The following is a 26,696-nucleotide window of genomic DNA, read 5'->3' as shown; positions in this document are numbered from 1 at the left end:
TCATGGTTCGCCGGCCGCGGCGCGGGGCTCAGGGCCGTGTCAGGACCTCTCCTCGGCCGGGGCGGCCACCACCGGGGCGGTGAGGTCCTTCTCCTCCGGAAGACGGTCCACGTCGACCCCGCGCACCTGGGACAGCTCGTGCTTCAGGGCCGCGAGTTCGGCGCCGCCGGCCATGTGGTTGGTGAGTTCCTCCAGGCTGACCTGGTCGCGGGAGGCGGTGAGCTCCATGGTGCCCAGGCGCAGGACGCTGAAGTGGTCGCCGACCATGTAGGCGTGGTGCGGGTTGTGGGTGATGAAGATGACGCCGAGGCCGCGGTCGCGGGCGGCGGCGATGTACTTCAGCACGACGCCGGACTGCTTGACGCCGAGGGCGGCGGTGGGCTCGTCCAGGATGAGGACGCGGGCGCCGAAGTAGACGGCGCGGGCGATCGCCACGCACTGGCGCTGGCCGCCGGAGAGCGTGCCGATGGGCTGCTCCAGGTCGTCCAGGACGATGCCCATGTTGCGCAGTTCCTCGTCGGCGGTCCTCTTCATGCTGGCGATGTCCAGGCGGCGCAGCGGCCCGGAGCCCTTGGTCATCTCCGAGCCGAGGAAGAAGTTCCGCCACACCGGCATCAGCGGCACGGTGGCCAGGTCCTGGTAGACGGTGGCGATGCCGCGGTCGAGGGCCTCGCGCGGGGTGCTGAAGCGCACGGGGGCGCCGTCGACCAGGAACTCGCCCTCGGTGTGCTGGTGCAGCCCGGAGACGATCTTGATGAGGGTGGACTTGCCGGCGCCGTTGTCGCCCAGGACGCAGGTCACCCGGCCGGGGTGGACGGTCAGGCTGACGCCGTGCAGGGCCCGGATGTTGCCGTAGGACTTGCCCGCGTTCCGCAGCTCGACGATCGCCCCCTCGGCGCCCTCGGCGGCGGCGTCCGCGATGACGGCCCCGTGGGCGCCGTCGTGGTTGCTGGATGTCATGGGGGTCACCTCCGGGTCGCCGTGCGGCTGACCCACAGATTGATCAGGACGGCGCCGAGGAGCATCACGCCGAGGAAGGCCTTGAACCAGTCGGGGTTCCAGCCCGCGTAGACGATGCCCTGCTGGACCATGCCGAACATGAACGCGCCGAAGACCGGGCCGATCGCCGAGCCGGCGCCGCCGGTCAGCAGACAGCCGCCGATCACGGCCGCGGAGATGTAGATCAGCTCCTGGCCGACGCCCTCGCCGGACTGCACGGTGTTGAAGGTGAACAGCTGGTGCATGCCGACGAACCAGGCGCCGAGGCCGACCAGCATGAACAGCGAGATCTTGGTGAAGGTCACCGGCACGCCGACCGCGCGCGCCGACTCCTTGTTGCCGCCGACCGCGAAGATCCAGTTGCCGTACCGGGTGCGCAGCAGCACCCAGGTGGCCAGGGCCGCGAACACCAGCCAGTACACGATCGTGATCTTCACCTGGACGCCGCCGACCTCGAACGACGAGGCGAAGACCTTCTTCGCCTGGTCGAAGCCGTCCATGTCGCTGATGTCGTCGGTGGCCACGTTGCCGGTGACCAGCTTGGTGACGGCCAGGTTCACGCCCTGGAGGATCAGGAACGTGCCCAGCGTGATCAGGAAGCTGGGCAGGCCGGTGCGGACGACCATCCAGCCGTTGAAGAAGCCGATGCCCAGGGAGACCAGAAGCGCGACGACCACGCCCACCCAGGCGTTCATGGTGAGCTGGTAACTGAGCATGCTCGCGGTGAGCGCCGAGGTGATCACCGCGACGCCGGCCGACAGGTCGAACTCGCCGCCGATCATCAGCAGCGCGACGGGCAGCGCCATGATCCCGATGGTCGACGACTGGTAGAGGATGTTCGCCATCGCGCTGCCCTCGCGCACCGGCGGCGCCGAGATCAGGAAGAAGACGTACACCGCGACCGCGCCGAGGAAGACTCCCACCTCGGGGCGGGCCAGCAGGCGCAGCGCCAGGGGGCGTTGCGCGGTCCGGCCGTCACTCTCCTTGCGGCCGGGGGCCGGCGGTGTTCCCACCGCCGGCTCGGCGTGCCGAGTCATGCTCATCACCGGGTGCCCTTCGCGGCGTAGGCGGCCACCGCGTCGACGTTGGACTTGTCCACGAAGGCGGGCCCGGTCAGCACCGGCTGCTCCCCGCCGCCCATGTAGTTGCCGTTGTTCTTGTAGAGCCACAGCGAGTCGATGGCCAGGTAGCCCTGGAGGTAGGGCTGCTGGTCGACCGCCAGCTCGACGGTGCCCTTGCTGATGGCCCCGGTCAGGTCCTTGTTGAGGTCGAAGGTGGCGATCTTGGCCTTGCTGCCGGCGTCGGAGACGGACTGCGCCGCGGTCAGCGCGATGGGGGCGCCGAGGGTGACGACGTGGTCGACGCCCTTGTCCTGGCTGAGCTTGGCGGTGATCGTCGACTTCACGGACGGCATGTCGGTGCCGTTGACGTAGAGGTTCTCCACGGATCCGGAGAACGTCTTCTTCACGCCGTCGCAGCGCTGGGTCAGGCCGATGTTGCCCTGCTCCTGGATGACGCAGACGACCTTCTTGGAGCCCAGCGAGTTCAGCTTGTTGCCGAGGGCCTCGCCGGCGACCGTCTCGTCCTGGCCGAAGAACTCCAGCAGGCCGAGCTTCTTCCACTCGCTGACGCCGGAGTTGAGGCCCACCACGGGTATCTTCGCGGCGGTCGCCTTGGCGATGACGGCCTTGAGGGCGTCGGGCTTGGCGAGGGTGACCGCGATGCCGTCGACCTTCTGGTCGATCGCGTTCTGGATCAGGTTGGCCTGTCCGCCCGCGCTCGGGTCGGCGGAGTACACCAGCTTGACGTTGTCCTTGTCGGCGGCGGCCTGGGCGCCCTTGCGGACGATGTCCCAGAAGGTGTCGCCGGGCGACTGGTGGGTCACCAGGGCGACCGTCATCTGCGGAGTGCTCGCCTTGCCCGCGGAAGCGCCGTCCGCGCTCTCCTCGGACTTCTTTCCGCCGGAGCTGCTGGAGCAGCCCGCGAGGGTCAGGGCCACCGCCGCGGCCATGGCCACGACCGGGGCGATTCTGCGCGAGCGGGAGGGAGAAGAGCTGTCCATCTTTCCTGCACCTCACTGTGCTACGGGGAAAACGACGAGGAAGGGGGGAGGTCGATCGCGAGGATCAGGGGGCCCGTTTCTCCTCAGATTGGGGCCATGGGGCCGAGTCCGCGACTGTTCAGGTGTCCCGGACCCGGCCCGTGCGCTGCTGGGACGGGATCCAATCCCGTGCCGGGCCGCCTGTCAATACTTTGTTAAGACATCATTTCACGATCAGGTCCGAATGTTAGAACAAACTATTGACACCGGGGGTCCCACGGACCTACACCTGGGGGACACCGGGCCCCCGGCCACCGTGGAATCGGGTCGTACGACCGTACCTGTCCGGCCACGGCGTTCGATCACGAGGGGGCGCATCAAGATCGATCCCTACCCCCGGCGCGGGCGCGTACCCCTCGGACGGCGCGCGCCCACCGAACCGAGGAGGCGCTCCGATGGCGAAGACCGGCGAACGCGTCCGTGCGGTGTCCGGCTCCGCGCTCGACGCGCTGCACTTCGCGCTGGACCGCTCCAGCCCGGTGCCGCTCTACCACCAGCTCGCCCAGCAGCTGGAGGCGGCGATCGAGAACGGGGCCCTGGCCCCCGGCAACCTGCTGGGCAACGAGATCGATCTGTCGACCCGCCTCGGCCTGTCCCGCCCGACCGTCCGCCAGGCGATCCAGTCGCTCGTCGACAAGGGCCTGCTGGTGCGCCGCCGCGGAGTGGGCACGCAGGTGGTGCACAGCCAGGTCAGACGGCCGCTGGAACTGAGCAGCCTCTACGACGATCTGGAGGCGGCCGGGCAGGGCCCCACCACCGCCGTCCTGCGCAACGAACGCGTGCCGGCGAGCGCCGAGGTGGCGGCCGCGCTGGGCATCGGGGAGGGCGACGAGGTGACCCTGCTGGAGCGGCTGCGCGCCACGCACGGCCAGCCGGTGGCGTTCCTGCGCAACTACCTGCCATCGGCGGTGGCGGACCTCGGCACCGGACGCCTGGAGGCGACCGGCCTGTACCGGCTGCTGCGCTCGGCGGGCATCACCCTGCACAGCGCGCACCAGAGCGTGGGGGCCCGCTCGGCCACCGCGCAAGAGGCCGCCCTGCTCGCGGAACGCGAGGGAGCGGCCCTGCTGACCATGCGGCGCACGGCGTACGACGACACCGGCCGGCCGGTGGAGTACGGGACGCACATCTACCGCGCGTCCCGGTACTCCTTCGACTTCCAGCTACTGGTCAGAACCTAGGTGTACCGGGCCGGAGGCCCGGGGGTGCCACTCTCGAGCTACGCGAGAGCTACCTGGGGGCCATCCGCAGGGCGCCGTCCATCCGGATGGTCTCGCCGTTGAGGTAGTCGTGGTCGACGATCGACAGGGCGAGCTGCGCGTACTCCTCGGGGCGGGCCAGCCGGCGCGGGAAGGGCACCCCGGCCGCGAGTCCGGCCCGGAACTCCTCCGACACCGTCGCCAGCATCGGCGTCTCCACGATGCCCGGGGCGATGGTGCACACCCGAATGCCGTACTGCGCGAGGTCGCGCGCGGCGGGCAGGGTCAGGCCGACGACCCCGCCCTTGGAGGACGCGTAGGCCGCCTGGCCGATCTGGCCGTCGTACGCGGCGATGGACGCGGTGTTGACGATGACGCCCCGCTGGCCGTCCCCGTCCGCCTCGGTCGCGGCGATGGCCTCGGAGGCGAGGGCGAGCACGTTGAACGTGCCGACCAGGTTGATCTGGATCACCTTGGCGTACAGGCCCAGGTCGTGCAGGCCCTTCTTGCCGAGGATCCGCGCCGACGGGCCGATGCCCGCGCAGTTGACCACCGTCCGCAGCGGGACGCCGGAGCCGGCCGCGGTCTCCACGGCGGCGCGCACCTGCTCGGGGTCGGTGACGTCGGCGGGGACGTAGGTGACGCCGTCGACCTCGGGCGCCTTGTCGACGCCGTCCTTGAGGTCGAGGGCGAAGACCCGGGCGCCCCGGCCGGCGAGGGCCTTCGCGGTGGCCGCGCCGAGGCCGGACGCACCGCCGGTGACGAGGGCGGCGGTGTTCTCGAGCTGCATCATCACTCCTTGCCGAGGACGGTGAGCACACCGCCCTCGTCGCGGTCCAGCGCACGGGAGATGATCATGCGCTGGATCTGGTTGGTTCCTTCGAAGATCTGCATGACCTTGGCCTCGCGCATGAAGCGCTCCACCGGGAAGTCACGGGTGTATCCGTATCCCCCGAGCACCTGCACGGCGTCCGTGGTCACCTTCATGGCATTGTCCGTGGCCACGAGTTTGGCGATGGACGCCTCCCGTGTGAAGGGCACGCCGATGTCCTTCAGGCGGGCGGCGGACAGCGCGGCGGCCCGCGCCGACTCGATCGCGGCGCTCATGTCGGCGAGGACGAACGCCAGGCCCTGGTGCTCGATGATCGGCTTGCCGAACGTCTCCCGCTCGCGGGCGTAGCGCACCGCGTGGTCCAGGGCGCCCTGGGCGAGGCCGGTGGCGACGGCCGAGATGCCGAGCCGGCCGCAGTCGAGGGAGGCGAGCGCGATCTTCAGGCCCTGGCCCTCCTCGCCGATCCGGCGCTCCACGGGCACCCGGACGTCGTCGAGCCGCATGGTGGCGGTCGCCGAACCCGTCAGGCCCATCTTGCGCTCGGGCGGGTCGGCGCTCAGCCCGGGGGCGTCGGCCGGGACCAGGAAGCAGGAGATGCCGTGGGTGCGGTCGTCGGAGGTGCGGGCCATCACGGTGTAGAAGTCGGCGTAACCGCCGTGCGTGGTCCAGGCCTTGGAGCCGTTCAGCACGTAGGAGTCGCCGTCGCGGACCGCGCGGGTGAGCATGGCCGCCGGGTCGGAGCCGGCGTGCGGCTCGGACAGGCAGTACGCGCCGAGCAGCTCGCCGCCCAGCATGTCCGGCAGCCACCTGCGCCGCTGCTCGTCGGTGCCGAAGCGGGCCAGCGGGAAGCAGGACAGGGCGTGCACGGAGATGCCCACGGCGACGCTCGACCAGACGGCGGCCACCTCCTCCAGCACCTGGAGGTAGACCTCGTAGGGCTGCTCCGCCCCGCCGAACTCCTCGGGGAAGGGCAGCCCGAGCAGGCCGCTGCGCCCGAGGGTGCGGAACACGTCTCGCGGGAACGACCCGTCGGCCTCCGCGTCGGCGACCCGGGGTGCGAGTTCCTTGGCGGCGAGGGTGCGCGTGAGCTGGATGAGCTCGACGGCCTCCTCGGTCGGCAGGGCGCGAGTGGCAGGCATGGTGACCTCCACGTAGAAGTGCTGTCAGTACCGAGAATGATACTGGCGTGTGTACGAACGTATCATCCACGGTACTCCACCCGAGTGCTCCACGGCACCCCGCATCGGGCGTCGACCAGGGAAATCAGGGAGATGCCGCGGCTACGACAGGGAAGAGGGAGGCGGACGGGACGCCGGGCGTCAGGAAGGGCCCTCGTACACGCTCAGGACGAGACGGCGTGCACGATCAGCGAGGCGAGCTGCTCATAGGCCTCGGCGTCGGTGAGCCCGGTGCGCGCCTTCAGCTCGCCCTGCTGGATCTGGCGCATGGTCGCGGCCGCGACCTCGCCGACGAACGCGGTGTGCACCTCGCGGAAGGCGCCGTCCGAGACGCCCTCGGCGATCAGCCGGCGCACCCGCTCCGCGGCCATCCGGGTGTTGGCCTCGTACACCTCGCGTGCGGGCGGGAAGTCCGCGACGTCCTGGAGGAACCGGCGCGAGAGCGGGCGCAGCTGCTCGGCGACGGCGCTCAGGTAGACGCGGACCCGGTCCGAGGGGTCCACGGTCTGCCCCACCCGCTTCTCGACGGCCTCGGTGGCCCCGCGGAAGTAGTGCTTGACGGCCTCCACGACGAGCCCCTGCTTGCTGCGGGCCAACTGGTAGAGGGTCGTCTTCGAGCAGCGCAGCCGCTCGGCGAGGTCGTCCAGGGTGAAGTCCGAGAACCCCTCCGCCGTCAGCAGCGCGACAAGTCGTTCCAGCAGCTCGGACTGTCGGGCGGTACGACGGGGGGACGGCATGATCCCAGCGTAGCCTCCCCGGTTACCGCCCGGTCACCCCCCGGACCCGGTGCGCGGCGTCCGGGGTCTTGGCCGGCCGCCGCGTCGATGCCGCCTCGAAGTGCGCCTGCGCGCAAGGGTCCTGGCGGAGCCGGCGGGAGCACGGCCACGGCCGCGAACGGGCCCGGACGCACCGAAGCCGCCTTCTCTGTGTGAGAAAGCGGCTTCCGACCTGCCGTGAAGCTGGTCGGGACGACAGGATTTGAACCTGCGACCCCTTGACCCCCAGTCAAGTGCGCTACCAAGCTGCGCCACGTCCCGGTGCGCTCTGCACGGCTGTTCGCCGTGTTGATCGCGCGAACAGCACTTTACCCCACGCCGGGCGCTGCGCCGAAAGCGGCCCGGGCGCGGGACAATCGCCGTATGGAACACAGGGTCGGCACAGGAGGCACGAGCGACGGCCGGGACGCCGCCGGGCGGGACCGGGACGGCCAGGGGCGGGCGCGCAACGCCCGGCCGCGGGACGGGCTCGGGCGGCCCCTGCCGTACGGCGCGAACGGGGTGGAGCGGCAGCCCGAGGGCGTCGTGCGCACCCCTGCGGACACGGTCGCCGAGGCCCAGGCCCTGCTGGACGCCGGGAAACCCTTCCACGCGCACGAGGTCTTCGAGGACGCCTGGAAGTCGGGCCCCGACGGCGAGCGCGCCCTGTGGCGCGGCCTCGCCCAGCTCGCGGTGGGTCTCACGCACGCCGCCCGCGGCAACCTCGCGGGCGGGGCGCGACTGCTGCGGCGCGGCGCGGCGGCCGTGTCGGAGTGGGCCGAGGGCAGGGGCGAGGACCGGCCGTACGGGGTGGACATCGCCGGGCTGGCCCGCTGGGCGCGGGAGCTGGCGGAGACGGTGGAACGCACCGGCGCGGCCGTGGACGCGGCGGCCGTGGCGCCGCGGCTGCGCTGACCCGGCCCCTCCGCCGCGAGAGGGGTACGGCAGACTCGTCGCGTGCGAAGCATTCATGTCATCGGCATCGGCGCGGGCGACCCCGGCCAGCTGACCCTGCAGGCCGTGCGGGCGATGCGCGACACGGACGTGTTCTTCGTCCTGGACAAGGGCGAGGTGAAGAACGACCTGACGCGGCTGCGTCACGACATGCTCGACGCCCATCTGCCCGAGGGCGGCTACCGGGTCGTCAAGGCACGGGACCCGGAGCGCGACCGCCGGGCCGGCGGAGCGGACTACTCCCCCGCCGTCGGCGACTGGCGCAGCGCCCGCGCCGACATCTACGAGCGGCTGATCGCCGAGGAGCTGGGCGAGGACGAGCGCGGCGCGTTCCTGGTGTGGGGCGATCCCGCGCTGTACGACAGCACGCTTGCCGTCCTCCAGGAGGTCCTGGCGAGGGGCTCGGTGGACTTCGCGTACGACGTGGTGCCCGGCATCAGCAGTGTCTCGGCGCTCGTCGCCCGGCACCGCACGGGGCTGAACCGGGTCGGGCGGCCGGTGCAGATCACGACCGGCCGGCGGCTCGCCGAGGGCTTCCCCGAGGGGGTCGACGACGTCGTGGTGATGCTCGACGCCCACCAGGCCTTCCGGCAGTACGCCGGGGACGACGTCGACATCTACTGGGGGGCCTACATCGGCACCCCGGACGAGATCCTCGTCGCGGGCCCGATCGCCGAGGCCGGGCCCCGCATCGAGCGGCTGCGCGCCGAGGCCCGCGAGCGCAAGGGCTGGATCATGGACACCTATCTGCTGCGCCGCGCCCCGGAGCGGGAGTAGCGTCCGGCGCCCTCTGCCTCTCGGGGCGACAGACCTAGGTCAGCAGCAGCTGGACGCCGCCCACGATCGTGGCCGCGATCACCAGCTGCTCGAACAGCCGCTGGTCGATGCGGTGCACCGCCCACTTGCCGAGCAGCGCGCCCGGGACGACGAACGCGACGAGTGCGAGGTCCAGGAGCAGCGAGTGGCCGTCGATCAGGCCGAGGCCCGCGCTGAACGGCACCTTGACCAGGTTCACGATCAGATAGAAGAAGGCGGAGGTGCCGAGGAAGCCGAGTTTGCGGAAGCCGGCCGAGAGCAGGTACAGCGACATCACCGGGCCGCCCGCGTTGGCGACCATCGTGGTGAAGCCGCCGAGGACGCCGTAGGAGCGGGCCTTGAGGCGGCCCGAGCGGGTGGCGACGGCCTCGGGTTCGTCCGCCGTCGCGGTCGTGCGGCGCCGCCACATCGTGACGCCCGCCATCAGCAGCAGGATCGCGCCGATGGACGTGCGCACGACGCCGTCGCCGGCCCACAGCAGGAACAGCGTGCCGAGGACGAGGCCGGCCGCGACCGCCGGGAAGAGCCGCCACAGCGTGGGCCAGTGGGCGTGGCGCCGGTAGGTGAGGACGGCCAGGACGTCGCCCGCGATCAGGAGCGGCAGCAGGACGCCGGTGGAGGCCCTGGCGGGCAGGACGGCCGCGAAGATCGCGAGGCTGACCGTGTTGGCGCCGCTGACGGCCGTCTTGGAGAAGCCGACCATCAGGGCCGCCAGGGCGAGCGCGGCGAACTCCCAGCCGGTGATGTGCCACAACGTCATCATGTTCATGCGGAGGTCGATGCTACGCACATCGGCTCCGCGCCCCCTGCCCGTCTCGCCTGGTGACCGGCCGGGCCGGGGGTACCGGCTCCGTCAGTGTCGTTCGACCAGGACCGCGCTGCCCTGGCCGACACCCACGCACATGGTGGCGAGTCCGCGCTCCGCCCCGGTGCGGCGCATGCGGTGCAGCAGGGTGGTGAGGATGCGGGCGCCCGAGCAGCCGAGCGGATGGCCCAGGGCGATCGCGCCGCCGCTGGGGTTGATCCGGTCGGCGTCGATGCCGAGCTGGTCGACGCAGGCGAGCGCCTGCGCGGCGAACGCCTCGTTGAACTCGGCCTCCTGGACGTCGTCGACGCTCCACTCGGCGCGGGCCAGCGCCTTGCGGGTGGCCGGGACGGGGCCGATGCCCATCACGTCGGGGTGCACGCCGGCGGAGGCGCCTGCGACATAGCGGCCGAGGGATTCCAGCCCCAGCTCGTTGAGCGCCTCCTCGCTGACGAGGAGAAGGCCCGCGGCGCCGTCGTTCATCGGGGAGGCGTTGCCCGCGGTGACGGTGCCGCCCTCCCGGAAGACGGGCCTGAGCCCGGCGAGCTTCTCGGGGGAGGTGTCCTCGCGGATGCACTCGTCGGCGTCGACGACGACGCCGTCCGCACGCGTCACGGGCAGCAGTTCGTCGTCGAAGTGGCCCTCCTTGCGGGCCAGCGCGGCCAGCCGGTGGCTGCGCAGCGCGAACGCGTCCTGGCGTTCGCGCGTGATGCCGTACCGGGCGGCGACCTCCTCGGCCGTCTCCCCCATCGCGAGCAGCCCGTGCAGGTCCTTCATCGCGGGGTTGACCAGCCGCCAGCCGAGCCGGGTGTCGACGGTCTCCACGCGGTGCGGGAGCGCCTCGTCCGGGCGGGCCAGCACGAAGGGGGCGCGGCTCATCGACTCGGAGCCGCCCGCGAGCACGATGTCGGCCTCGCCCGCGGCGATGGCGCGGGCCGCGGTCGTGACGGCCTCCAGACCCGAGGCGCACAGCCGGTTCACCGTGGCGCCGGGAACGGTCTCGGGCAGCCCGGCGAGCAGGGCGGCCATGCGGGCGACGTTGCGGTTGTCCTCGCCCGCCTGGTTGGCGGCGCCCCAGTAGACGTCGTCGACGCGGGCCGGGTCGAGGGCGGGCACGTCGGCGACCAGACCGCGGATGACGGTGGCGGCGAGGTCGTCGGGCCTGACGGAGGACAGGGCCCCGCGCAGTCTTCCGACGGGGGTGCGGCGGGCGGCCGCGAAGTGGACGGGACGCACGAGCGGACTCCTTGATTAGCACTGCTAGTTTTCGACTATAGACCCCGCCCCGACCCCCTGGGAAGATCCCCGCACAGTTCGCCGACACCGCTGGAGACACGATGCCCCGACACGTCCTCGCCGGGACCCGCGGCGCGATCGCCGTGCTGGAGCGGTCCGGCCCGCACCCCCGGTACACGGCCCTCCTGGCGCACGGCTACGGCGAGCACGGCGGCCGCTACGCCGAAACCGCCGGCGTCCTCGCCGCGCACGGCGCGGCCGTGTACGCCCCCGACCACGCCGGACACGGCCGGTCGGAGGGAGAACGCGTGCTCGTCGAGGACTTCGAGGACGTCGTCGACGACCTGCACCGCGTCGCCGAACTGGCCCGCCGCGCCCGGCCCGGCCTGCCCCTCGTCGTCGTCGGGCACTCGATGGGCGGCCTGATCGCGGCCCGGTACGCCCAGCGCCACGGCGACCGGCTCGCCGCGCTCGTGCTGTCCGGCCCGGTGATCGGCGCCTGGGAGCTGCCCGGCCGGCTGCTCGCGCACGACGAGATCCCCGACGTCCCCGTAAGCCCCGCCGCCCTCTCCCGCGACCCGGCGGTCTGCGCGGACTACGCGGCGGACCCGCTGGTGTGGCACGGACCGATGAAACGGCCGACGCTGGAGGCCTTCGCGCGGACCCTGGAGACCGTCGCCGAGGGCGGCGACGTCCGCCCGCTGCCCGTGCTGTGGCTGCACGGCGACGACGACCGGCTGGTCCCGCAGGCCGGCAGCCGCGTCGGAGTGCTGCGGCTGACCGCGGGCACGCACACCGAGCGGATCTACCCGGGCGCGCGGCACGAGGTCTTCCAGGAGACCAACCGGGCGGAGGTGTTCGCGGACGTGACGGGGTTCCTGGACGGCGTCGTCCCGTCCTGAGGCGGACCGCCCGTCCCGAGCCGGACCACGGGCGCACGCCGGGCGGGTCCGCGCGGGACGGCCGCCGACCGGGGCTGACCTCGGGCGACCGGCGGACGTCCTGTTTGCGGCGGTGCGCCCGGGGCACCCGCGCCCCCATGGAGTGGTTGCGCGCTGCCGCCTGTGTGGGCGAGGACCCGGAGTTGTTCTTCCCCGTGGGCACGACCGGGCCGGCGCTGCGGGAGGCCGCCGAGGCCAAACGCGTGTGCGCCCGGTGCCCGGTCGGCCCCGACTGCCTGTCCTACGCCCTGGACACCGCACAGACGTCGGGGGTGTGGGGCGGCGCGGACGAGGCCGAGCGCGCGGAACTGCTCCGAGCAGCCAGGAATGACGCGAAGAGGAGGACTCCCGTATGACTGTCGTGAAGAGCCCGCTGCCCGAACCCGCCCGCCAGGTCACCTTCGACGCGTTGCAGAACACCCTCGTGGACCTTCTGGGCCTGTCCCTGATCGGGAAGCAGGCGCACTGGAACATCGTGGGCCCGCGCTTCCGCTCGATCCACCTCCAGCTGGACGAGGTCGTCACCACGGCCCGCGGCTTCGCCGATACGGTGGCCGAGCGCGCCGCCGCGCTGGGACTGCCTCCGGACGGCCGCCCCGAGACGATCGCCTCGGCGTTCACCCTGCCCTCCCCCAAGGACGGCTGGCTGCGCGACGAGGACGTCGTCACGGTGATCGCCGAGACCCTGGGCGCGGCCATCGCGCGACTGCGCGAACGCATCGCGGCGACCGACGAGGCCGACCCGGTCACGCAGGACCTGCTGATCGCCGTCACCGCCGAGCTGGAGAAGCAGCGCTGGATGTTCGAGGCGGAGAACTGGCCGCAGGACAAGTGACGCGGACGCACCGACCGGGAGGGAGGCCCGCATGACCGACGCCCTGGAGATGGACGCGCTGTGGGAGGACTTCCACCGCGCCGTGAACATGACCTCGCAGGAACTGGCCGCCTGGCTGCGGGTGCGCGACGCCGACGAGAACGCGGAGCCGCTGCCCGAGCAGGCGGGGAGCCCGACCGGGCACGATGTCCTCGCGATCCTGCAGAAACGTCGCACCGACCTGACCGACGACGACGTCGAGGTCATGTACCGGGTCGTGGACGCCGTCGCCGAGCAGGCGGACCCCGGAAACGGGCCCGAGGCGGACGAGACGCGCCGGCGCCACCGCCTGATGACGATCGGCCACGACCCGCTCAGGCCGTGACCCGGCGGCGGGTCAGGTACCGGCGGGCGGTGGCCCCCGGCTCTGCACCCGGGCTCCCGGAGGGCGGTCAGGCCGCTCCGGGGCCCGGGTCCGTCGTTCAGGCCGGCGTGCCGGGCATCGGCGGAGCTTGTCGCCCTCGCGTCCGTCCGCGCGGTGATCCACAGACCGGACCCGACTGGTCGGCCAGGCGGGACAGCGCGGCCGACACCAGTGTTCGCACGCCCGGCGCCAGCACCGACAGGTCCGGCGCGAACAGAGGGCTGTGGTTCCCGGGCACCGCTGCCGTCTTCTCCGTCATCCCCTCCCCCGGCGCCGCCTCCCAGACGGCCGCCGGGGTCGCGGTGAGGTACCAGTAGTCGTACGGCACTCCCCGCGGAGCGAGCAGGGAGAAGTCCTCGCTGCCCAGCGCCAGGCCGGAGTCGAACACCGTCTCCGCGCCGAGGAGTTCACCGTGCACGGCGGCGATCTCCCCGTCCAGGCAGGCGTCGTTGACGGTGGTGGGGCAGCCCGGCAGCACGGTGACGTCCGGCGGGAGGGGGCAGCCGGCGGCTGCGCACTCCGCCTCCACCACCCGCCGGATCGCGGCGAGGACGCGCTCGCGCACCCGGGAGTCCCGGGTGCGCACATTCACTCCCAGGCGGGCCTGCGCCGGGATGACGTTGGACGTCGTCCCGGCGTGGAAGCGCCCCACGGTGAGCACCACGGCCTCGTTCGCCGCGATCTCGCGCGAGACGACGGACTGGAGCCGGGTCACGGCGTACGCGGCCGTCACGACCGGGTCCACGGTCGACTCGGGCCGCGAGCCGTGCCCGCCCACCCCGTGCACGACGACGTCGACGTCGTCGGAGGCGGACAGGGTCAGTCCGGGGGTGTGCGGACAGCACCCGGCGAGCCCCGGCGTCACGTGCTGCCCGAACAGCACGTCGGGGCGGGGGAACCGGTCGTGGATCCCGTCCGCGACCATCGCCGCGGCCCCGCCCCCGGCCTCCTCGGCGGGCTGACCGACCACGACGAGCGTCCCGGACCACGCCTCGCGGGCGGCGGCGAGCGCCTCGGCGGCGGCCGCCAGCCAGGTCACGTGCAGATCGTGGCCGCAGGCGTGCATCACCCCGTCCACCTCGGAGGCGTACGGCAGACCGGTCGCCTCGTGCACCGGCAGCGCGTCCATGTCGCCGCGCAGCCACACCACGGGACCCTCTCCGTTCACGAGGACCCCGACGACACCGGTCCGCGCCACGCCGTCGGTCACCTCGTAGCCGGCCGCGCGCAGCCGCCCCGCGAGCTTCGCGGCGGTGCGGTGCTCCTCGAAGGACAGCTCCGGGCGGCGGTGCAGGTCCCGGTAGAAGTCCGCCAGGCTCCCGGGCACGTGCCCGGGGCCGAGCCCTGGGGTGATCTCCCGGGTCAGCCGGGCGACGACGGCCGCTTCACGCATGGCGCACCCCTCTCACGCCCCCGTCCTGACTGAAAGCCTAGGCCGGTCGGTCGGCGGGGGCGCGCGGCGGGACGGGGCGGCGGCCGTCCGGGGTCACAGGCCGGACACCGGCAGGTCGAGCAGGCGGACGACGGTGCGCAGGACGCCGTTGTCGTTGTTGGAGGGGGCGAGGTGGCGGGCCCGGCGGACGACCTCTGGGTGGGCGCCCGTCATGGCGAAGGACCACTCGGCGGCGTCCAGCATCTCCAGGTCGTTGAGGTAGTCGCCGAAGACCATGGTCTGCGCGGGGGTGATGCCCAGCTCCCGCTGGAGCCGGCGCAGGGCCGCGCCCTTGTGGGCGGTGGGGTTCATCACGTCGACCCAGTGCTCGCCGGAGACCACGACCTGATGGGTCTCGGTGAAGGCCGCCAGGGCCGGGGCGGTGCTCTCCTCGGCGGAGCCGAAGTCGAACAGGGCGACCTTGACGATCTCGTCGTCGACGGCGGTGACGTCCTCGACGACCTGGTGGCGGACGTAGTACCTGGCCGCCTCCGCCAGGAAGGGTTCGTCGGACCGTTCGAGGTAGGCGGACCGCTTCCCGCAGACGACGACGCCCATGTCGACGCCGTCGGCCGCGAGGCGCCGCGCGGCCGCCACGACCCGTGCGACGACGTCCGGGTCCAGGGGGTCGGAGCTGACCTCCTCGCCGTCGCGCACCACGTAGGCGCCGTTCTCCGCGATGAACACCATGCCGTCGGCCACGCCGGCGAACTCGCGGGCCAGGGACGCGTACTGGCGTCCGCTGGCCGGGCTGAACAGCACCCCGCGCTCGCGCAGCCGCTCCAGCACCTCCCACAGTCCCGCAGGGATCCGCTTGTCGTCGTCGAGCAGGGTGCCGTCCATGTCGGTGACGACCAGGCGTATGTCGGCGGGACCGGCCGACGGCTCGGGGGCGGCCGGACCGGGGGCGTGGGTGTAGGGCATGTCGTGCTTCCTGTGCGGGATCGGCGGTTTTTCACCCTACCGGGGACAGCGGTGATCATCCGGCGGCACAATGACGGCCTGGGGCCCTCGACACGGGCCGGGACGCGGGAAGGGGCGGTCACGTGAGCGGGCCGGCACGGCTGGACACCAGCGTCGCGCACAACGCGCGGGTGTGGAACTACTGGATCGGCGGCAAGGACAACTACGAGGTCGACCGCGGGGTCGGCGAGCACGTCGCCGGGATGTTCCCGCTCATCCGGGAGATCGCCCGCGCCGACCGCTGGTTTCTCGGGCAGGCGGTCCGCCACCTCGCCGAGGAGCGCGGGGTGCGGCAGTTCCTGGACATCGGCACCGGGCTGCCGACGGCCGACAACACCCACGAGATCGCGCAGCGCGTCGCGCCCGACGCGCGGATCGTGTACGTCGACAACGACCCGATCGTGCTGGCGCACGCCCGCACCCTGCTGACCGGCACCGCCGAGGGCGTGACCGACTACATCGACGCCGACGTGCACGATCCGGCCGCCATCCTCGAACGGGCCGCGGACACCCTGGACTTCACGCGCCCGGTCGCGGTGATGATGCTGGGCATCCTGAACTTCGTCCTGGACGCGCAGGCGGCGCGGGGCATCGTCCGCGAGGTCATGGCCGACCTCCCCTCGGGGAGCTTCCTGGTCCTGACGCACCCCACCCACGACAGCGAGGTGGGCGGCGAGGGACAGATCCCGGCCATGAAGTTCTGGAACGAGAACGCCAAGCCGCCGATCACCGCCCGCAGCGGCGCGGAGATCGCCGCGTTCTTCGACGGCCTGGAGCTGCTGGAGCCGGGCCTGGTGTCGTGTTCGCGCTGGCGCGGGGAGGCCGACTCCCTCGCGGTGGTGCCGCAGTACGGCGCGGTCGCCGTGAAACCCTGAGGATCGTCCGGCACGCGCCCCGCCCGGTCCGCGGCGCTCCGGCCCGGCCGGTCCCGGGGCGCTCCGATCGCACCGCTGTGGAGGACGTATGACCACCCTCGCCGATCCCGTCCCGGGCGGGCGTCCCGGAGACGTCGAGCGGGCGGGCGCGCTGTCCGGGGAGCTGAGCGGCAGAGGCGTCCACGGGATCGTCCTGGCCTACGTCGACACTGCGGGCGTCGGCAGGGTGAAGGCGGTCCCGACGGCGGCCCTCTCCTCGGCGGCGGCGTAGGGCGTCGGCATGTCGCCGGTGTTCGACACGTTCCTCGCGCACGACGGCGTCGTCGCCACGGACGTGCTGGGCTCCCCGGACGGGGACCTGCGTCTCTACCCCGACCTGGACCGGCTCGTCGTCCTGGCGGGCCAGCCGGGCTGGGCGTGGGCGCCGATCGACCGGATCGCCCAGGACGGCGGACGGCATCCCGGATGCTCGCGCACCTTCCTGCGGCGCGTCGTCGCGGACGCGGCGCGCGAGCACGGGCTCGGCTTCAAGGCGGCCATCGAGATCGAGTGGTCGGTCGGCCTGGACTCCGCGCCCGCCGGGGAGTTCGTCCCGGCGACCACGGGACCCGCGTACGGCGCGACCCGGCAGATCGAGCTGAGCGCCTTCACCGCCGAGCTGCTGGCCGCGTGCGCGGCGCAGGGCGTCGACGTCGACCAGATCCACCCCGAGTACGCGCCCGGCCAGTTCGAGATCTCGGTGGGCGCCCTGGACCCGGTGGCGGCGGCCGACCGCAGCGTGCTCGTCCGCCACACGATCCGCGCGGTGGCCCGGCGGCACGGTCTGCGGGTGTCCTTCTCCCCCGCGGTCCTCGCGCGGGGCGTCGGCAACGGCGGACACGTCCATCTGTCGGCCTGGCGCGAGGGCGTGAACCTGCACGCGGGCGGCGGGCGGCGGCACGGCATGACCGCCGACGCGGAGGCCTTCACGGCGGGCGTCCTGGCCCGGCTGCCGGCGCTCACCGCGGTGACCGCGCCCAGCCCGGCGAGCCATCTGCGCCTCAAGCCGTCCCAGTGGGCCGGGGTGTTCACCGCCTGGGGGCTGGAGACCCGCGAGTGCGCGCTGCGCCTGGTGCGGGGCACGGCGGGCCGGCGCGCCGAGCAGGCGAACCTGGAGGTCAAACCGGTCGACCTGGCCGCCAACCCCTATCTCGCCCTCGGCTGCCTCATCTCCGCGGGGCTGGCCGGGATCGCCACGGGCGCCGTCCTGCCGGAGGAGACGCGGGGGGACCCGGTGCGGCTGGACGCCGGGACGGCCGCCGCCCGGGGCGTACGGCGGCTGCCGACGTCGCTCGCCGAGGCGGTCGCCGCCTTCCGCGCGGACGAGGTGCTGCGGACCGCGCTCGGCCCGGTCCTCGCCGACGCGGTGGCCGCCGTGCGGCAGGGCGAGATCGACGCCGTCGACGGCCTGGACGACGAGCAGGTGGCGGCCGCCTACCGCTGGACGTACTGACATGGCAGGCGGAGCGGTCCACGAGGAGCTGGCCGGGCTGGACCTGGTGGACCACCACTGCCACGGCGTCGTCGCCGGCCCCCTGGACCGGCCCGGGTTCGAGGCCCTGCTCACCGAGGGCGGACGCCTGCCCGGCATCTCGGCGTTCGACACCCCGGTGGGCGTGGCCGTGCGCCGGCACTGCGCGCCGCTGCTCGATCTGGAGCGGCACGCGCCCGCCGACGTCTATCTGGCGCGCCGCGCCGAGCTGGGCCCCGCGGAGGTGAACCGGCGTTTCCTGACGGACGCCCGCACCGGCGTGTTCTGCGTCGACACCGGGTTCGCGCCGCCCCGCGCCACCACGGCGGCCGAACTGGCCGAGGCCGCGGGCGGGGCCGTCGCCCACGAGGTCGTCCGGCTCGAAGCGGTCGCCGAGGCCGTGGCCGCCCGGGGCGTCGACGCGGGCGGCTACGCCGACGCGTTCCGGTCGGCCGCGCTGGCCGCGGTCAGGCGGCCGGGGGTCGTCGCGGTCAAGTCGGTGGCCGCCTACCGCACGGGCTTCGCGCTCGACCCGGCCCGCCCCCCGGACGAGGAGGTCGCCCGGGGCGCGCGGCGCTGGCTGGCGCGCGGCGGACGGCTGGACGAGCCGGTGCTGGTCCGGCACCTGCTGTGGACCGCCGTCGACCTGGGTCTGCCGCTGCAGCTGCACACCGGCTTCGGCGACTCCGACGTCCGCCTGCACCGGGTGGATCCCACGCATCTCACGGACTGGCTGCACCTCACGGCGGGCACGATCCCGGTGCTGCTCCTGCACTGCTGGCCCTACCAGCGGCAGGCCGGTTTCCTGGCCGCGGTGTTCGAGCAGGTGTACCTGGACGTGGGGCTGACCCTGCACCACGTCGGTCCCGTGCGAGCGCGGGCGGTCCTGGAGGAGGCGCTGGAGATCACACCGTTCCGCAAGCTGCTGTACAGCTCCGACGCCTGCGGTCTGGCCGAGTTCTACTCCCTCGGCGCGCTGGCCTTCCGCAGGGGACTGGGCGAGCTGCTCCAGGACCGCGTGGACGGCGACGAGCTGAGCCCGACCGACGCGCTGCGCCTGGCACGCTGGGCCGCGGCCGACAACGCCCGCCGGGTCTACCGGCTTCCCGACGGACACTGAAAGTATGATCGAACAATGTCTGACTTGACCGAAACCACTCCGGGCTGGCTGAGCGCCGACGAGCTGGAGATGGCGCGCGCCCGTATGCCGATCCTCTACGTCGAGGCCGTGCCCGTGCGCGTCGACGACAGCGGCGAAGTCACCAGCGTCGGCCTGCTGCTGCGGATCGGCCCGGACGGCAACGTCAACCGGACCCTCGTCTCCGGCCGGGTCCTGCACCACGAACGCGTCCGGGACGCCCTGCTGCGCCACCTGGAGAAGGACCTCGGACCGGTGGCCCTGCCCCGCGTGCCGACCTCGCTTCAGCCGTTCACGGTGGCCGAGTACTTCCCCACGCAGGGCATCACGCCGTACCACGACCCCCGCCAGCACGCCGTGTCGCTGGCCTACATCGTGCCGGTGACGGGCGACTGCCGGCCCCGGCAGGACGCGCTGGACCTGGTGTGGTTCAGCCCGCAGGAGGCCGCGTCGCTCGCGGTGCAGAGCGAGATGCCCGGCGGGCACGGCTTCCTGCTGCGCCAGGCCCTGGCCCATGTGGGCCTCTCGGCCTCCTGACCGGCCCGGGTTGCCGGCGGACCGGCCGGCGTGACGAACGCGCGCGCTGCCGTCGCAGCGCACGGCGGGCGGGCGCGCGGCGATCGGCGCGGCCGCCCGCCGGCCGTGCACGCCGGCCGTGTGCCGGGGCCGCTGCCGCGCGACGCCCGCGAGTGCCCGCCGGTCAACCGGAGGTGCTCGCACCGGAGTTCGGTGATCCGATCTTCATGGCATAGGTTGGCCGGATGGGGGCCACGACACGACCGCAGACCGGGGAACGCACGGCGCGCAAGGGCGGGGCGGCCCGTTCCTCGGCGCTGATGGCGCTGGGCACGGTGGCGTCCCGGGCGACCGGGCTGATACGCCAGGTGCTCCAGGCAGCCGCCCTCGGCACCGGCCTGCTGGCCAGTACGTACAACACGGCCAACACCGTGCCCACCAGCCTGTACACGCTGCTGATCGGCGGCGCGCTCAACGCCGTCCTCGTACCGCAGCTGGTGCGGGCCAGGACCTCGCACCCCGACGGCGGCCGGGCGTACGAGCAGCGGCTCGTGACCCTCGTCGTGTCCGTCCTCGCCGTGGGGACCGCGCTGGCGGTGTGGGCGGCCCCGCTGATCGTCTCGCTGTACATGCGCGACACCCCGCAGACCCACGAGGCGTTCCGGCTGACCGTGGTCTTCGCCCGGTTCCTGCTCCCGCAGATCTTCTTCTACGGCCTGTTCAACATCTACGGCCAAGTGCTCAACGCCCGTGAGCGGTTCGGCGCGATGATGTGGACGCCGGTCCTCAACAACGTCGTCCTGCTGGGCATGTTCGGCGCGTACCTGGCGCTGACGACCGTGCCGGAGACGGTGCAGGACATCACCGCCGCCCAGGTCAGGCTGCTGGGCGTCGCCACGACGGCCGGCATCGCGGTGCAGGCCCTCGCGCTGGTCCCGTTCGCGCGGGCCGCCGGTTTCCGGCTGCGGCCGCGCTTCGACTGGCGCGGCTCCGGCCTGGGATCCGGCGTCCACGCGGCCAAGTGGACCCTGCTGCTGGTGCTGACCAACCTCGTCTCGCTCACGGTGGTCACCAACTACGCCAACGCGGTCGACCAGAGGCTGCCGCACGCCGGCGCGGGCTACACGGCGTACACCTACGCGCAGACCATCTGGATGCTGCCGCAGTCGGTCGTCACGGTGTCGCTGGTGACCGCGCTGCTGCCGAGGATGAGCCGGGCCGTGGCACAGGGAAGGATCGCCGAGGTGCGGGCCGACCTGTCGCGCGGCCTGCGCGTGAGCGGGGTCGTCATCGTCCCGGCCGCGTTCCTCTTCCTCGCCCTCGGCCCGCGCATCGCCGTCCTGCTCTTCGCGCACGGCGCGGCCGACGCGGCCTCTGCGCAGCCGGCCGGGCACATGCTCCAGGCGTTCGGGCTCGGCCTGATCCCGTTCTCCGCGCAGTACCTGCTGCTGCGCGGCTTCTACGCCTTCGAGGACACCCGCACGCCGTTCCTCATGGCGGTCTGGATCGCGGCGGTGAACATCGCCCTGGCCACCGCGTGCCACCTGCTGCTGCCCGCCCGCTGGTCGGTGACCGGCATGGCAGGGGCCTACACCGTGTCCTACCTGGCGGGCCTCGCTCTCACCGCCCGGGTGCTGCGCAGGCGGACCGGGGGCCCGCTGGACGCGGGCGCGCTGCGCCGCACGTACGGCAGGCTGCTGGCGGCGGGGGGTCTGGCCGCCGCCGCCGGCTGGGCGGCCGACCGGGCCTGTGCCGCGTGGGTCGGGAACGGTACGCTGCCGAACGCCGTGGCGCTCACCGCCGGCGTGCTCACCCTGTGCGGGGTCTACGTCGCCGTGGCACGGCTGGCGAAGGTGGGAGAACTGCGCGAGCTGCGCAGGCTGCGCTGACCGGCCCCCCCCAGGGCTCGCGCGCCTGTGCCACGTGTGCGAGGGGGGCTCACCGTCGTGTGCCTGGCGGGATCGCCAGGATCACCGGACGCGACGGACCGCGAACACGACGAAGGCCGTTTCCCCATTGCTGTGGAAACGGCCCTCCGACCTGCGATGAAGCTGGTCGGGACGACAGGATTTGAACCTGCGACCCCTTGACCCCCAGTCAAGTGCGCTACCAAGCTGCGCCACGTCCCGGTGCCCGCCTGACCTGGGGTTTCCCCTGGCCGAACGCGCAGGGAAACCATACCGCACTCGGGTCGGTGGTCGCGCACCCGTTTCCTCCCGACGGCGTCCGCCGGGATGCCTCACTCCCCCGGGGGCCGCCCCAGTTCCGGGTAGGCCTCCAGCAGGTGCGGCGGGGCCGCCTGCCGCCAGGAGTCGGCCAGGATGTCGCGCAGTTCGTCCTCGTCCTCCAGGGCGGAGAGCCGGGCCCGCACCCAGGCGAACTGGGCCTCGTGGCCGGCGATCCAGAACTTGCCGGGCTCGGCGAGCGCCAGTTCGTCGCGTTCCTCCTTGGGGCAGCGCACGGCCAGGGAGGTCTCCTCCTCGGGCAGGGTGGCGAACATCTTCCCCGCGACCCGGAAGGTGGGCATGCTCCAGGCGGTCTTCTCCGTCGTGTCCGGCAGGGACAGGGCGATACGGCGTACGTCTTCGGCGTCCGGCATGCTCCGCACGGTAGCGGCTGCCGGTGACAGTCACCCTGCGGCGAGACGCCGGTAGTAGAGGGTGGTCGGGCGGAGCGTGCCGGCCGGGTCGGCCGCGTAGTCGGGGATCACACCGGCCCGGGTCCAGCCGGCGGTGCGGTAGAGGTGCTCGGCGGGGCTGCCGGTCTCGGTGTCCAGGTGCAGCAGGGTGACGCCCCCGGCCGCGGCGGCCCGCTCGGCCGTGGTGAGCAGGGCGCGGCCGAGGCCCCGTCCGCGGGCGTCCCGGTGGACCATCAGCTTGACGAGTTCGGCGCGGTGGCGGCTGTTGGGCTTGTCGGGGAAGGCCAGGGCGACGCTGCCCACGACCCGGTGGCCGTCCCGGGCCGCCCAGACGGCGCGCTGTCCGGCGGCCACCTCCGCGGCGCGTCCGCGCCACCAGGCGAGGGCCTCGGCCCGGCCGAGCGGCGCGAGGAAGCCGACCGACGCGCCGCCGTGCACCGTGTCGAGCAGCAGGTCGGCCAACTCCTCGGCGTGGGCGAGCAGTCCGGGGGCGTCCAGGCGGATCGTCGTCACGGCAGCACCACCGCCAGCACGTACCGCGCCGGCACGTCGCCCGCGCAGCGGAACCGGGTCGGCCCCCAGACGCGCAGCCGCAGGCAGTCCCCCGCTTCGAGGCGTCGCCCGACGTCGTCGGCCGTCACGTCGAGGGCGCCCTCCAGCACCCAGACGTGCTGTTCCAGGCCGGCCACGGGCGGCCGGTCGTAGGCGATGTCGGCGCCCACGGCGAGGCGCCCTTCGACCAGTTCGCCGCGCAGCGCGGGGTGCGGGGGCGACACCGAGCGGCGGACGAACCCGGAGTCGCGGTCCCGCCAGACGGTCTGCTCGGCGGCGCGCACCAGCGGCGCGGGCTCCGCCTCGACCTCGCTGAGCAGCCGGGACATGGTGCGCCCGTAGGCGTGGCACAGGCGGTTGAGGAGGGAGGCCGTGGGGCTGATCTCCGCGCGCTCGGCACGGGACAGGGTGGACCGGCTGATCCCCGTGCGATCCGCCAACTCCCCCAGCGACCAGCCGTGTCGGGCCCGAAGGTCGGCGAGGCGGGCGGCCAGCCGTACGTCGACGTCGTCCGGCGGCGCGGCCGGCCCCGAAGTGCGTCTCATATCCGGGAGGATATCCCGGATATGAGACGGCGCGGTTACGGGAGCCTCACACCCGGGCGGCCTCGCCGAGCGCCCGGAGCACCGGCCGGATCAGCGGATGCTCCTCCGCGCCCCGGCGGACGGCGGCGAAGACGCGCCGGGTGGGCGCCACGCCGTCGACGGGGCGCACCACGACGCCCGTGAGATCCATGCCGCGCAGCGCGGAACGCGGCACGAGCGCCACGCCCGCGTCCGCCGAGGCGAGGGCGACGACCGCGCGGAAGTCGTCGGAGGAGTGCTCCAGCCGGGGCTGGAAACCGGCGGACTCGCAGGCCAGGACGACCACGTCGTGGCAGGGGTTGCCGGGGTAGGGGCCGATCCAGCTGTCCTTGGCCAGCTCGGCCAGGGGGACCTCCGGGGCGTCGGCGAGCCGGTGCGTGACGGGCACCACGGCGTCGAAGGGCTCGGCGTACAGCGGGACGTGCGCGAGGCGCGGGTCGTCGGCGGCCGGGGCGCCGCGGTATTCGACCGCCACGGCGACGTCGACCTGCCGGTCGAGCACCATCGGCAGGCTGGCGTCGCCCTCGGCGTCCTGGACGCGGATCCTTATCCCCGGGGCGGTGCGGGCGAGGCGGGCCACCGCGGGCGCCACGACCAGGGCGATGCCCGTCGCGAAGGCGGCCACCGTGACCGTGCCGGCCGCGCCCGAGCTGTAGGCGGCCAGCTCGGCCTCGGCCCGCTCCAGCTGGGCGAGGACGGCGTGGGTGTGCGCGAGCAGGATCTCCCCGGCCGGGGTGAGCCGTACCCCCTTGGCGCCGCGCTCGACGAGCCGGTGGCCGGTCTCCTGCTCCAGCGCCGTCAGCTGCTGGGAGACCGCGGACGGCGTGAGGTACAGCGCGGCGGCAGCCGCCGTCACGGTGCGGTGGTCGGCCACCGCACGCAGGATGTGGAGCCGCCGCGCTTCGATCATGCGACCGATTATCGCAATATGTCCGGGCCGCTCGGACCGCCGCGGTTCAGACCGCGGCGGCCTCGGTCCCGGCCAGCTCCGCGCGGGCCGCGACGAAGGCGTCCACGGCCCGGTTCACGTCGTCCGTGGAGTGCGCGGCGGACAGCTGGACGCGGATGCGGGCCTGCCCCTGCGGGACGACCGGGTACGAGAACCCGATCACGTACACACCGCGCTCCAGCAGCAGCTCGGCCATCCGGCCCGCCTGCGCCGCGTCGCCGATCATCACGGGGGCGATGGCGTGGTCGCCGGGCAGGACGTCGAAGCCCTCGTCGGTCATCCGGCGGCGGAACAGGGCGGTGTTCTCCGCGAGCCGCACGCGCAGGTCGTCGGCCGACTCCAGCAGGTCGAGGACCTTGAGCGAGGCGGCCGCGATGACCGGGGCGAGGGTGTTGGAGAACAGGTACGGGCGCGAACGCTGGCGCAGCAGGGCGACGATCTCCGCGCGCGCGGCGACGTAGCCGCCGGACGCGCCGCCGAGCGCCTTGCCCAGGGTGCCGGTGATGATGTCGACGCGGTCCATCACGCCGTGCAGCTCGGGCGTGCCGCGGCCGCCGGGGCCGACGAAGCCGACCGCGTGCGAGTCGTCGACCATGACCATCGCGTCGTAGCGCTCGGCGAGGTCGCAGATCTCGGCGAGGGGCGCCACATAGCCGTCCATGGAGAACACGCCGTCGGTGACGACGAGTCGGCGGCGCGCGTCGGACGCGTCCTTCAACTGCCGTTCCAGGTCGGCCAGATCACGGTTGGCGTAGCGGAAACGGCGAGCCTTGGACAGCCGGATGCCGTCGATGATGGAGGCGTGGTTGAGGGCGTCGGAGATGACCGCGTCCTCGGGGCCGAGGAGGGTCTCGAAGACGCCTCCGTTGGCGTCGAAACAGGAGGAGTACAGGATCGTGTCCTCCTGGCCGAGGAACGCCGACAGCCGCGCCTCCAGCTCCTTGTGCACCTCCTGCGTCCCGCAGATGAAGCGCACCGACGCCATGCCGTAGCCCCAGCGGTGCAGGGCCTCGTGGGCCGCGGCCACGACCTCGGGGTGGTCGGCGAGGCCGAGGTAGTTGTTGGCGCAGAAGTTGAGCACCTCGCCCGGCCGGCCGCCGGCGGTGACGGCGACGGTGGCCGACTGCGGGCTGCCGATGACGCGCTCGAGCTTGTGCAGGCCGGCGGCGCGGATCTCGTCGAGGGTGGTGCGCAGGTCGTCGCGCACGGAGTCGAACATCAGGAGGCTCCTAGGGAATGCGGGTGCTTACGCGGTCCAGTCGAGGATGACCTTGCCGCCGCGGCCGCTCGCCGCGTCGGCGAAGGCCGCCTCGAAGTCGCGGTAGCCGTAGCGGCCGGTGATCACGGGGGCGAGGTCGAGGCCGCCCTCCAGCAGCACCGACATCGCGTACCAGGTCTCGAACATCTCCCGGCCGTAGATGCCCTTGATCGTGATCATCGAGGTGACGATCCGGGACCAGTCGACGGGGAACTCCTCGGCGGGCAGTCCCAGCATGGCGATCCGGCCGCCGTGCGTCATGTTGGCGATCATGTCGCGCATCGCCTCCGGCCTGCCGGACATCTCCAGGCCGATGTCGAAGCCCTCGCGCAGCCCCAGCTCCCGCTGCCCGTCGGCGATGGACGCCTGCGAGACGTTCAGCGCGAGGCTCGCGCCGATCTTGCGGGCCAGTTCCAGGCGCTCCTCGCTGACGTCGGTGACCATGACGTTGCGGGCGCCGGCGTGCCGGGCCACGGCGGCCGCCATCAGGCCGATCGGTCCCGCGCCGGTGATCAGGACGTCCTCGCCGACCAGCGGGAAGGACAGCGCGGTGTGCACGGCGTTGCCGAACGGGTCGAAGATCGCCGCCACGTCGAGGTCCACCGGCACCCGGTGCACCCACACGTTGGACGCGGGCAGGGCGACGTACTCGGCGAACGCGCCGTCGCGTCCGACGCCGAGGCCGACGGTGGCGCGGCACAGGTGGCGGCGCCCGGCGAGACAGTTGCGGCACTTGCCGCACACGAGGTGCCCCTCGCCGCTGACCCGGTCCCCCACGGCGATGTCCGCGACGTCCCGGCCGGTGCCGACGACCTCGCCGACGAACTCGTGGCCGAGTACCAGCGGCGTGCTGATGGTCTGGCGCGCCCAGCCGTCCCAGGACCGGATGTGCAGGTCGGTGCCGCAGATGCCGGTGCGCAGCACCCTGATCAGCACGTCGCCGGGGCCGACGGCGGGCTCCGGGACGTCCGCGAGCCACAGCCCGGGCTCCGCCTTCTCCTTGACGAGCGCCTTCAACGCAACGGCTCCAGTGGTGAGGGCCCGGGCGCGAGCAGGCCGAAGGGCCCCGCATCCGGGAGGACGGGTGGATTCGCCGAGCAATCTGCCGCACTCGGCCCGGCCGGGTCCATCGAGCTTTTCTTAAGCGCCGCCACAGCTCTGCTTCACACGGGCGGCCCCGCCGGCCGGACGGACTTCTCGCACACCACGGTGGGCCGTGCCACCCTT

The 26,696-nt window shown here is 73.2% G+C and carries 27 protein-coding genes, 2 tRNA genes and 1 pseudogene; 12 read left to right on the top strand and 18 right to left on the bottom strand.

Annotated features, from left to right (window positions below; all coding sequences use genetic code 11):
* Positions 1-39: 39 nt before the first annotated feature.
* Genes ACGFSH_RS29085 through ACGFSH_RS29075 form a run of 3 tightly spaced genes read right to left on the bottom strand, consistent with a single transcriptional unit; the run spans position 40 to position 3,061 of the window.
* The gene (locus ACGFSH_RS29085) at positions 40-960 is read right to left on the bottom strand and encodes an ATP-binding cassette domain-containing protein (protein WP_393353656.1); all 921 of its coding nucleotides are present in this window, start codon (positions 958-960) and stop codon (positions 40-42) included.
* Positions 961-965: 5 nt separating this feature from the next.
* Positions 966-2,042, bottom strand: coding sequence for an ABC transporter permease (locus tag ACGFSH_RS29080; protein WP_393353654.1), 1,077 nt, complete (start codon positions 2,040-2,042; stop codon positions 966-968).
* Positions 2,042-3,061 (bottom strand): substrate-binding domain-containing protein, encoded by a 1,020-nt coding sequence (locus ACGFSH_RS29075; protein WP_393353652.1) that lies wholly within the window; start codon positions 3,059-3,061, stop codon positions 2,042-2,044. Before ACGFSH_RS29075 ends, ACGFSH_RS29080 begins: the two co-directional genes overlap by 1 nt.
* Before the next feature lie 434 nt (positions 3,062-3,495).
* On the opposite strand from ACGFSH_RS29075, the gene ACGFSH_RS29070 reads away from it, so the two are divergent.
* On the top strand, positions 3,496-4,281 hold the full coding sequence (locus tag ACGFSH_RS29070) for a GntR family transcriptional regulator (protein ID WP_393353650.1): 786 nt from the start codon (positions 3,496-3,498) through the stop codon (positions 4,279-4,281).
* A 49-nt stretch (positions 4,282-4,330) separates the two neighbouring features.
* On the opposite strand, the gene ACGFSH_RS29065 is transcribed toward ACGFSH_RS29070, so the two are convergent.
* From ACGFSH_RS29065 to ACGFSH_RS29050, 4 genes are all read right to left on the bottom strand, one after another.
* Positions 4,331-5,089: an SDR family NAD(P)-dependent oxidoreductase gene (locus ACGFSH_RS29065; RefSeq protein ID WP_393353648.1), complete on the bottom strand. Its 759-nt coding sequence runs from the start codon at positions 5,087-5,089 to the stop codon at positions 4,331-4,333.
* Between the two features lie 2 nt (positions 5,090-5,091).
* Complete coding sequence (locus tag ACGFSH_RS29060; RefSeq protein ID WP_393353646.1) at positions 5,092-6,270, bottom strand: acyl-CoA dehydrogenase family protein; 1,179 nt, start codon at positions 6,268-6,270, stop codon at positions 5,092-5,094.
* Between the two features lie 203 nt (positions 6,271-6,473).
* Complete coding sequence (locus ACGFSH_RS29055) at positions 6,474-7,046, bottom strand: TetR/AcrR family transcriptional regulator (RefSeq protein ID WP_069772659.1); 573 nt, start codon at positions 7,044-7,046, stop codon at positions 6,474-6,476.
* A gap of 223 nt (positions 7,047-7,269) precedes the next feature.
* A tRNA-Pro gene (locus tag ACGFSH_RS29050) sits at positions 7,270-7,346 on the bottom strand.
* 102 nt (positions 7,347-7,448) lie between these two features.
* Here ACGFSH_RS29050 and ACGFSH_RS29045 point away from each other — a divergent pair.
* Positions 7,449-7,979, top strand: a complete 531-nt coding sequence (locus ACGFSH_RS29045) for a DUF309 domain-containing protein (protein WP_393353645.1) — start codon at positions 7,449-7,451, stop codon at positions 7,977-7,979.
* A gap of 42 nt (positions 7,980-8,021) precedes the next feature.
* On the top strand, positions 8,022-8,795 hold the full coding sequence (gene cobF / locus ACGFSH_RS29040) for a precorrin-6A synthase (deacetylating) (RefSeq protein WP_393353644.1): 774 nt from the start codon (positions 8,022-8,024) through the stop codon (positions 8,793-8,795).
* A 34-nt stretch (positions 8,796-8,829) separates the two neighbouring features.
* Here the strand turns inward: cobF and ACGFSH_RS29035 are convergent, their stop codons facing one another.
* Both ACGFSH_RS29035 and ACGFSH_RS29030 read right to left on the bottom strand, forming a co-directional pair.
* A complete protein-coding gene (locus ACGFSH_RS29035; RefSeq protein ID WP_393353895.1) occupies positions 8,830-9,603 on the bottom strand; it encodes a sulfite exporter TauE/SafE family protein in 774 nt (257 codons plus the stop codon).
* An 84-nt stretch (positions 9,604-9,687) separates the two neighbouring features.
* Complete coding sequence (locus ACGFSH_RS29030; RefSeq protein ID WP_393353642.1) at positions 9,688-10,875, bottom strand: thiolase family protein; 1,188 nt, start codon at positions 10,873-10,875, stop codon at positions 9,688-9,690.
* A gap of 101 nt (positions 10,876-10,976) precedes the next feature.
* On the opposite strand from ACGFSH_RS29030, the gene ACGFSH_RS29025 reads away from it, so the two are divergent.
* The 4 genes from ACGFSH_RS29025 to ACGFSH_RS29010 all read left to right on the top strand — a co-directional run bounded on the left by ACGFSH_RS29025 (position 10,977) and on the right by ACGFSH_RS29010 (position 13,015).
* Positions 10,977-11,777: an alpha/beta hydrolase gene (locus tag ACGFSH_RS29025; protein WP_393353640.1), complete on the top strand. Its 801-nt coding sequence runs from the start codon at positions 10,977-10,979 to the stop codon at positions 11,775-11,777.
* Between the two features lie 137 nt (positions 11,778-11,914).
* Complete coding sequence (locus ACGFSH_RS29020; protein WP_393353638.1) at positions 11,915-12,172, top strand: WhiB family transcriptional regulator; 258 nt, start codon at positions 11,915-11,917, stop codon at positions 12,170-12,172.
* The gene (locus ACGFSH_RS29015; RefSeq protein ID WP_393353636.1) at positions 12,169-12,651 is read left to right on the top strand and encodes a Dps family protein; all 483 of its coding nucleotides are present in this window, start codon (positions 12,169-12,171) and stop codon (positions 12,649-12,651) included. Before ACGFSH_RS29020 ends, ACGFSH_RS29015 begins: the two co-directional genes overlap by 4 nt.
* 31 nt (positions 12,652-12,682) lie before the next feature.
* Complete coding sequence (locus ACGFSH_RS29010) at positions 12,683-13,015, top strand: DUF3140 domain-containing protein (protein WP_393353635.1); 333 nt, start codon at positions 12,683-12,685, stop codon at positions 13,013-13,015.
* Between the two features lie 97 nt (positions 13,016-13,112).
* Here the strand turns inward: ACGFSH_RS29010 and ACGFSH_RS29005 are convergent, their stop codons facing one another.
* Both ACGFSH_RS29005 and ACGFSH_RS29000 read right to left on the bottom strand, forming a co-directional pair.
* Entirely contained in the window at positions 13,113-14,447 is a 1,335-nt protein-coding gene (locus tag ACGFSH_RS29005; RefSeq protein ID WP_393353634.1) for an amidohydrolase, read from the bottom strand.
* A gap of 93 nt (positions 14,448-14,540) precedes the next feature.
* The gene (locus tag ACGFSH_RS29000; RefSeq protein WP_393353632.1) at positions 14,541-15,410 is read right to left on the bottom strand and encodes a Cof-type HAD-IIB family hydrolase; all 870 of its coding nucleotides are present in this window, start codon (positions 15,408-15,410) and stop codon (positions 14,541-14,543) included.
* A gap of 122 nt (positions 15,411-15,532) precedes the next feature.
* On the opposite strand from ACGFSH_RS29000, the gene ACGFSH_RS28995 reads away from it, so the two are divergent.
* From ACGFSH_RS28995 to murJ, 5 genes and pseudogenes are all read left to right on the top strand, one after another.
* Complete coding sequence (locus ACGFSH_RS28995) at positions 15,533-16,324, top strand: SAM-dependent methyltransferase (protein ID WP_393353630.1); 792 nt, start codon at positions 15,533-15,535, stop codon at positions 16,322-16,324.
* A gap of 88 nt (positions 16,325-16,412) precedes the next feature.
* Positions 16,413-17,816 (top strand): annotated as a pseudogene (locus ACGFSH_RS28990) (glutamine synthetase).
* Between the two features lies 1 nt (position 17,817).
* Positions 17,818-18,954, top strand: a complete 1,137-nt coding sequence (locus ACGFSH_RS28985) for an amidohydrolase family protein (RefSeq protein WP_393353628.1) — start codon at positions 17,818-17,820, stop codon at positions 18,952-18,954.
* 15 nt (positions 18,955-18,969) lie between these two features.
* Positions 18,970-19,509 carry an NUDIX hydrolase family protein gene (locus ACGFSH_RS28980; RefSeq protein ID WP_107450828.1) on the top strand — a complete coding sequence of 180 codons (540 nt, stop codon included), beginning with the start codon at positions 18,970-18,972 and terminating at the stop codon, positions 19,507-19,509.
* Between the two features lie 299 nt (positions 19,510-19,808).
* Positions 19,809-21,377, top strand: coding sequence for a murein biosynthesis integral membrane protein MurJ (gene murJ / locus ACGFSH_RS28975; RefSeq protein WP_393353894.1), 1,569 nt, complete (start codon positions 19,809-19,811; stop codon positions 21,375-21,377).
* Positions 21,378-21,540: 163 nt separating this feature from the next.
* Here the strand turns inward: murJ and ACGFSH_RS28970 are convergent.
* The 7 genes from ACGFSH_RS28970 to tdh form a co-directional block, all read right to left on the bottom strand.
* A tRNA-Pro gene (locus ACGFSH_RS28970) sits at positions 21,541-21,617 on the bottom strand.
* Positions 21,618-21,727: 110 nt separating this feature from the next.
* On the bottom strand, positions 21,728-22,087 hold the full coding sequence (locus ACGFSH_RS28965; RefSeq protein WP_190151666.1) for an MmcQ/YjbR family DNA-binding protein: 360 nt from the start codon (positions 22,085-22,087) through the stop codon (positions 21,728-21,730).
* Between the two features lie 30 nt (positions 22,088-22,117).
* Positions 22,118-22,639 (bottom strand): GNAT family N-acetyltransferase, encoded by a 522-nt coding sequence (locus ACGFSH_RS28960; protein WP_393353626.1) that lies wholly within the window; start codon positions 22,637-22,639, stop codon positions 22,118-22,120.
* Positions 22,636-23,223, bottom strand: a complete 588-nt coding sequence (locus ACGFSH_RS28955; RefSeq protein ID WP_393353624.1) for a helix-turn-helix domain-containing protein — start codon at positions 23,221-23,223, stop codon at positions 22,636-22,638. The genes ACGFSH_RS28960 and ACGFSH_RS28955 overlap by 4 nt, the downstream gene beginning before the upstream one ends.
* 46 nt (positions 23,224-23,269) lie before the next feature.
* Positions 23,270-24,172, bottom strand: coding sequence for a LysR family transcriptional regulator (locus ACGFSH_RS28950; protein WP_393353623.1), 903 nt, complete (start codon positions 24,170-24,172; stop codon positions 23,270-23,272).
* 46 nt (positions 24,173-24,218) lie between these two features.
* Positions 24,219-25,430 (bottom strand): glycine C-acetyltransferase, encoded by a 1,212-nt coding sequence (locus ACGFSH_RS28945; RefSeq protein ID WP_393353622.1) that lies wholly within the window; start codon positions 25,428-25,430, stop codon positions 24,219-24,221.
* A gap of 27 nt (positions 25,431-25,457) precedes the next feature.
* The gene (gene tdh, locus ACGFSH_RS28940; RefSeq protein ID WP_393353621.1) at positions 25,458-26,486 is read right to left on the bottom strand and encodes an L-threonine 3-dehydrogenase; all 1,029 of its coding nucleotides are present in this window, start codon (positions 26,484-26,486) and stop codon (positions 25,458-25,460) included.
* Positions 26,487-26,696 lie beyond the last annotated feature (210 nt).

It is taken from the genome of Streptomyces sp. NPDC048481 (assembly GCF_043200075.1).
In the GTDB taxonomy this organism is placed as follows: Bacteria; Actinomycetota; Actinomycetes; order Streptomycetales; family Streptomycetaceae; genus Streptomyces.
This window is presented reverse-complemented; position numbering and strand designations above follow the sequence as displayed.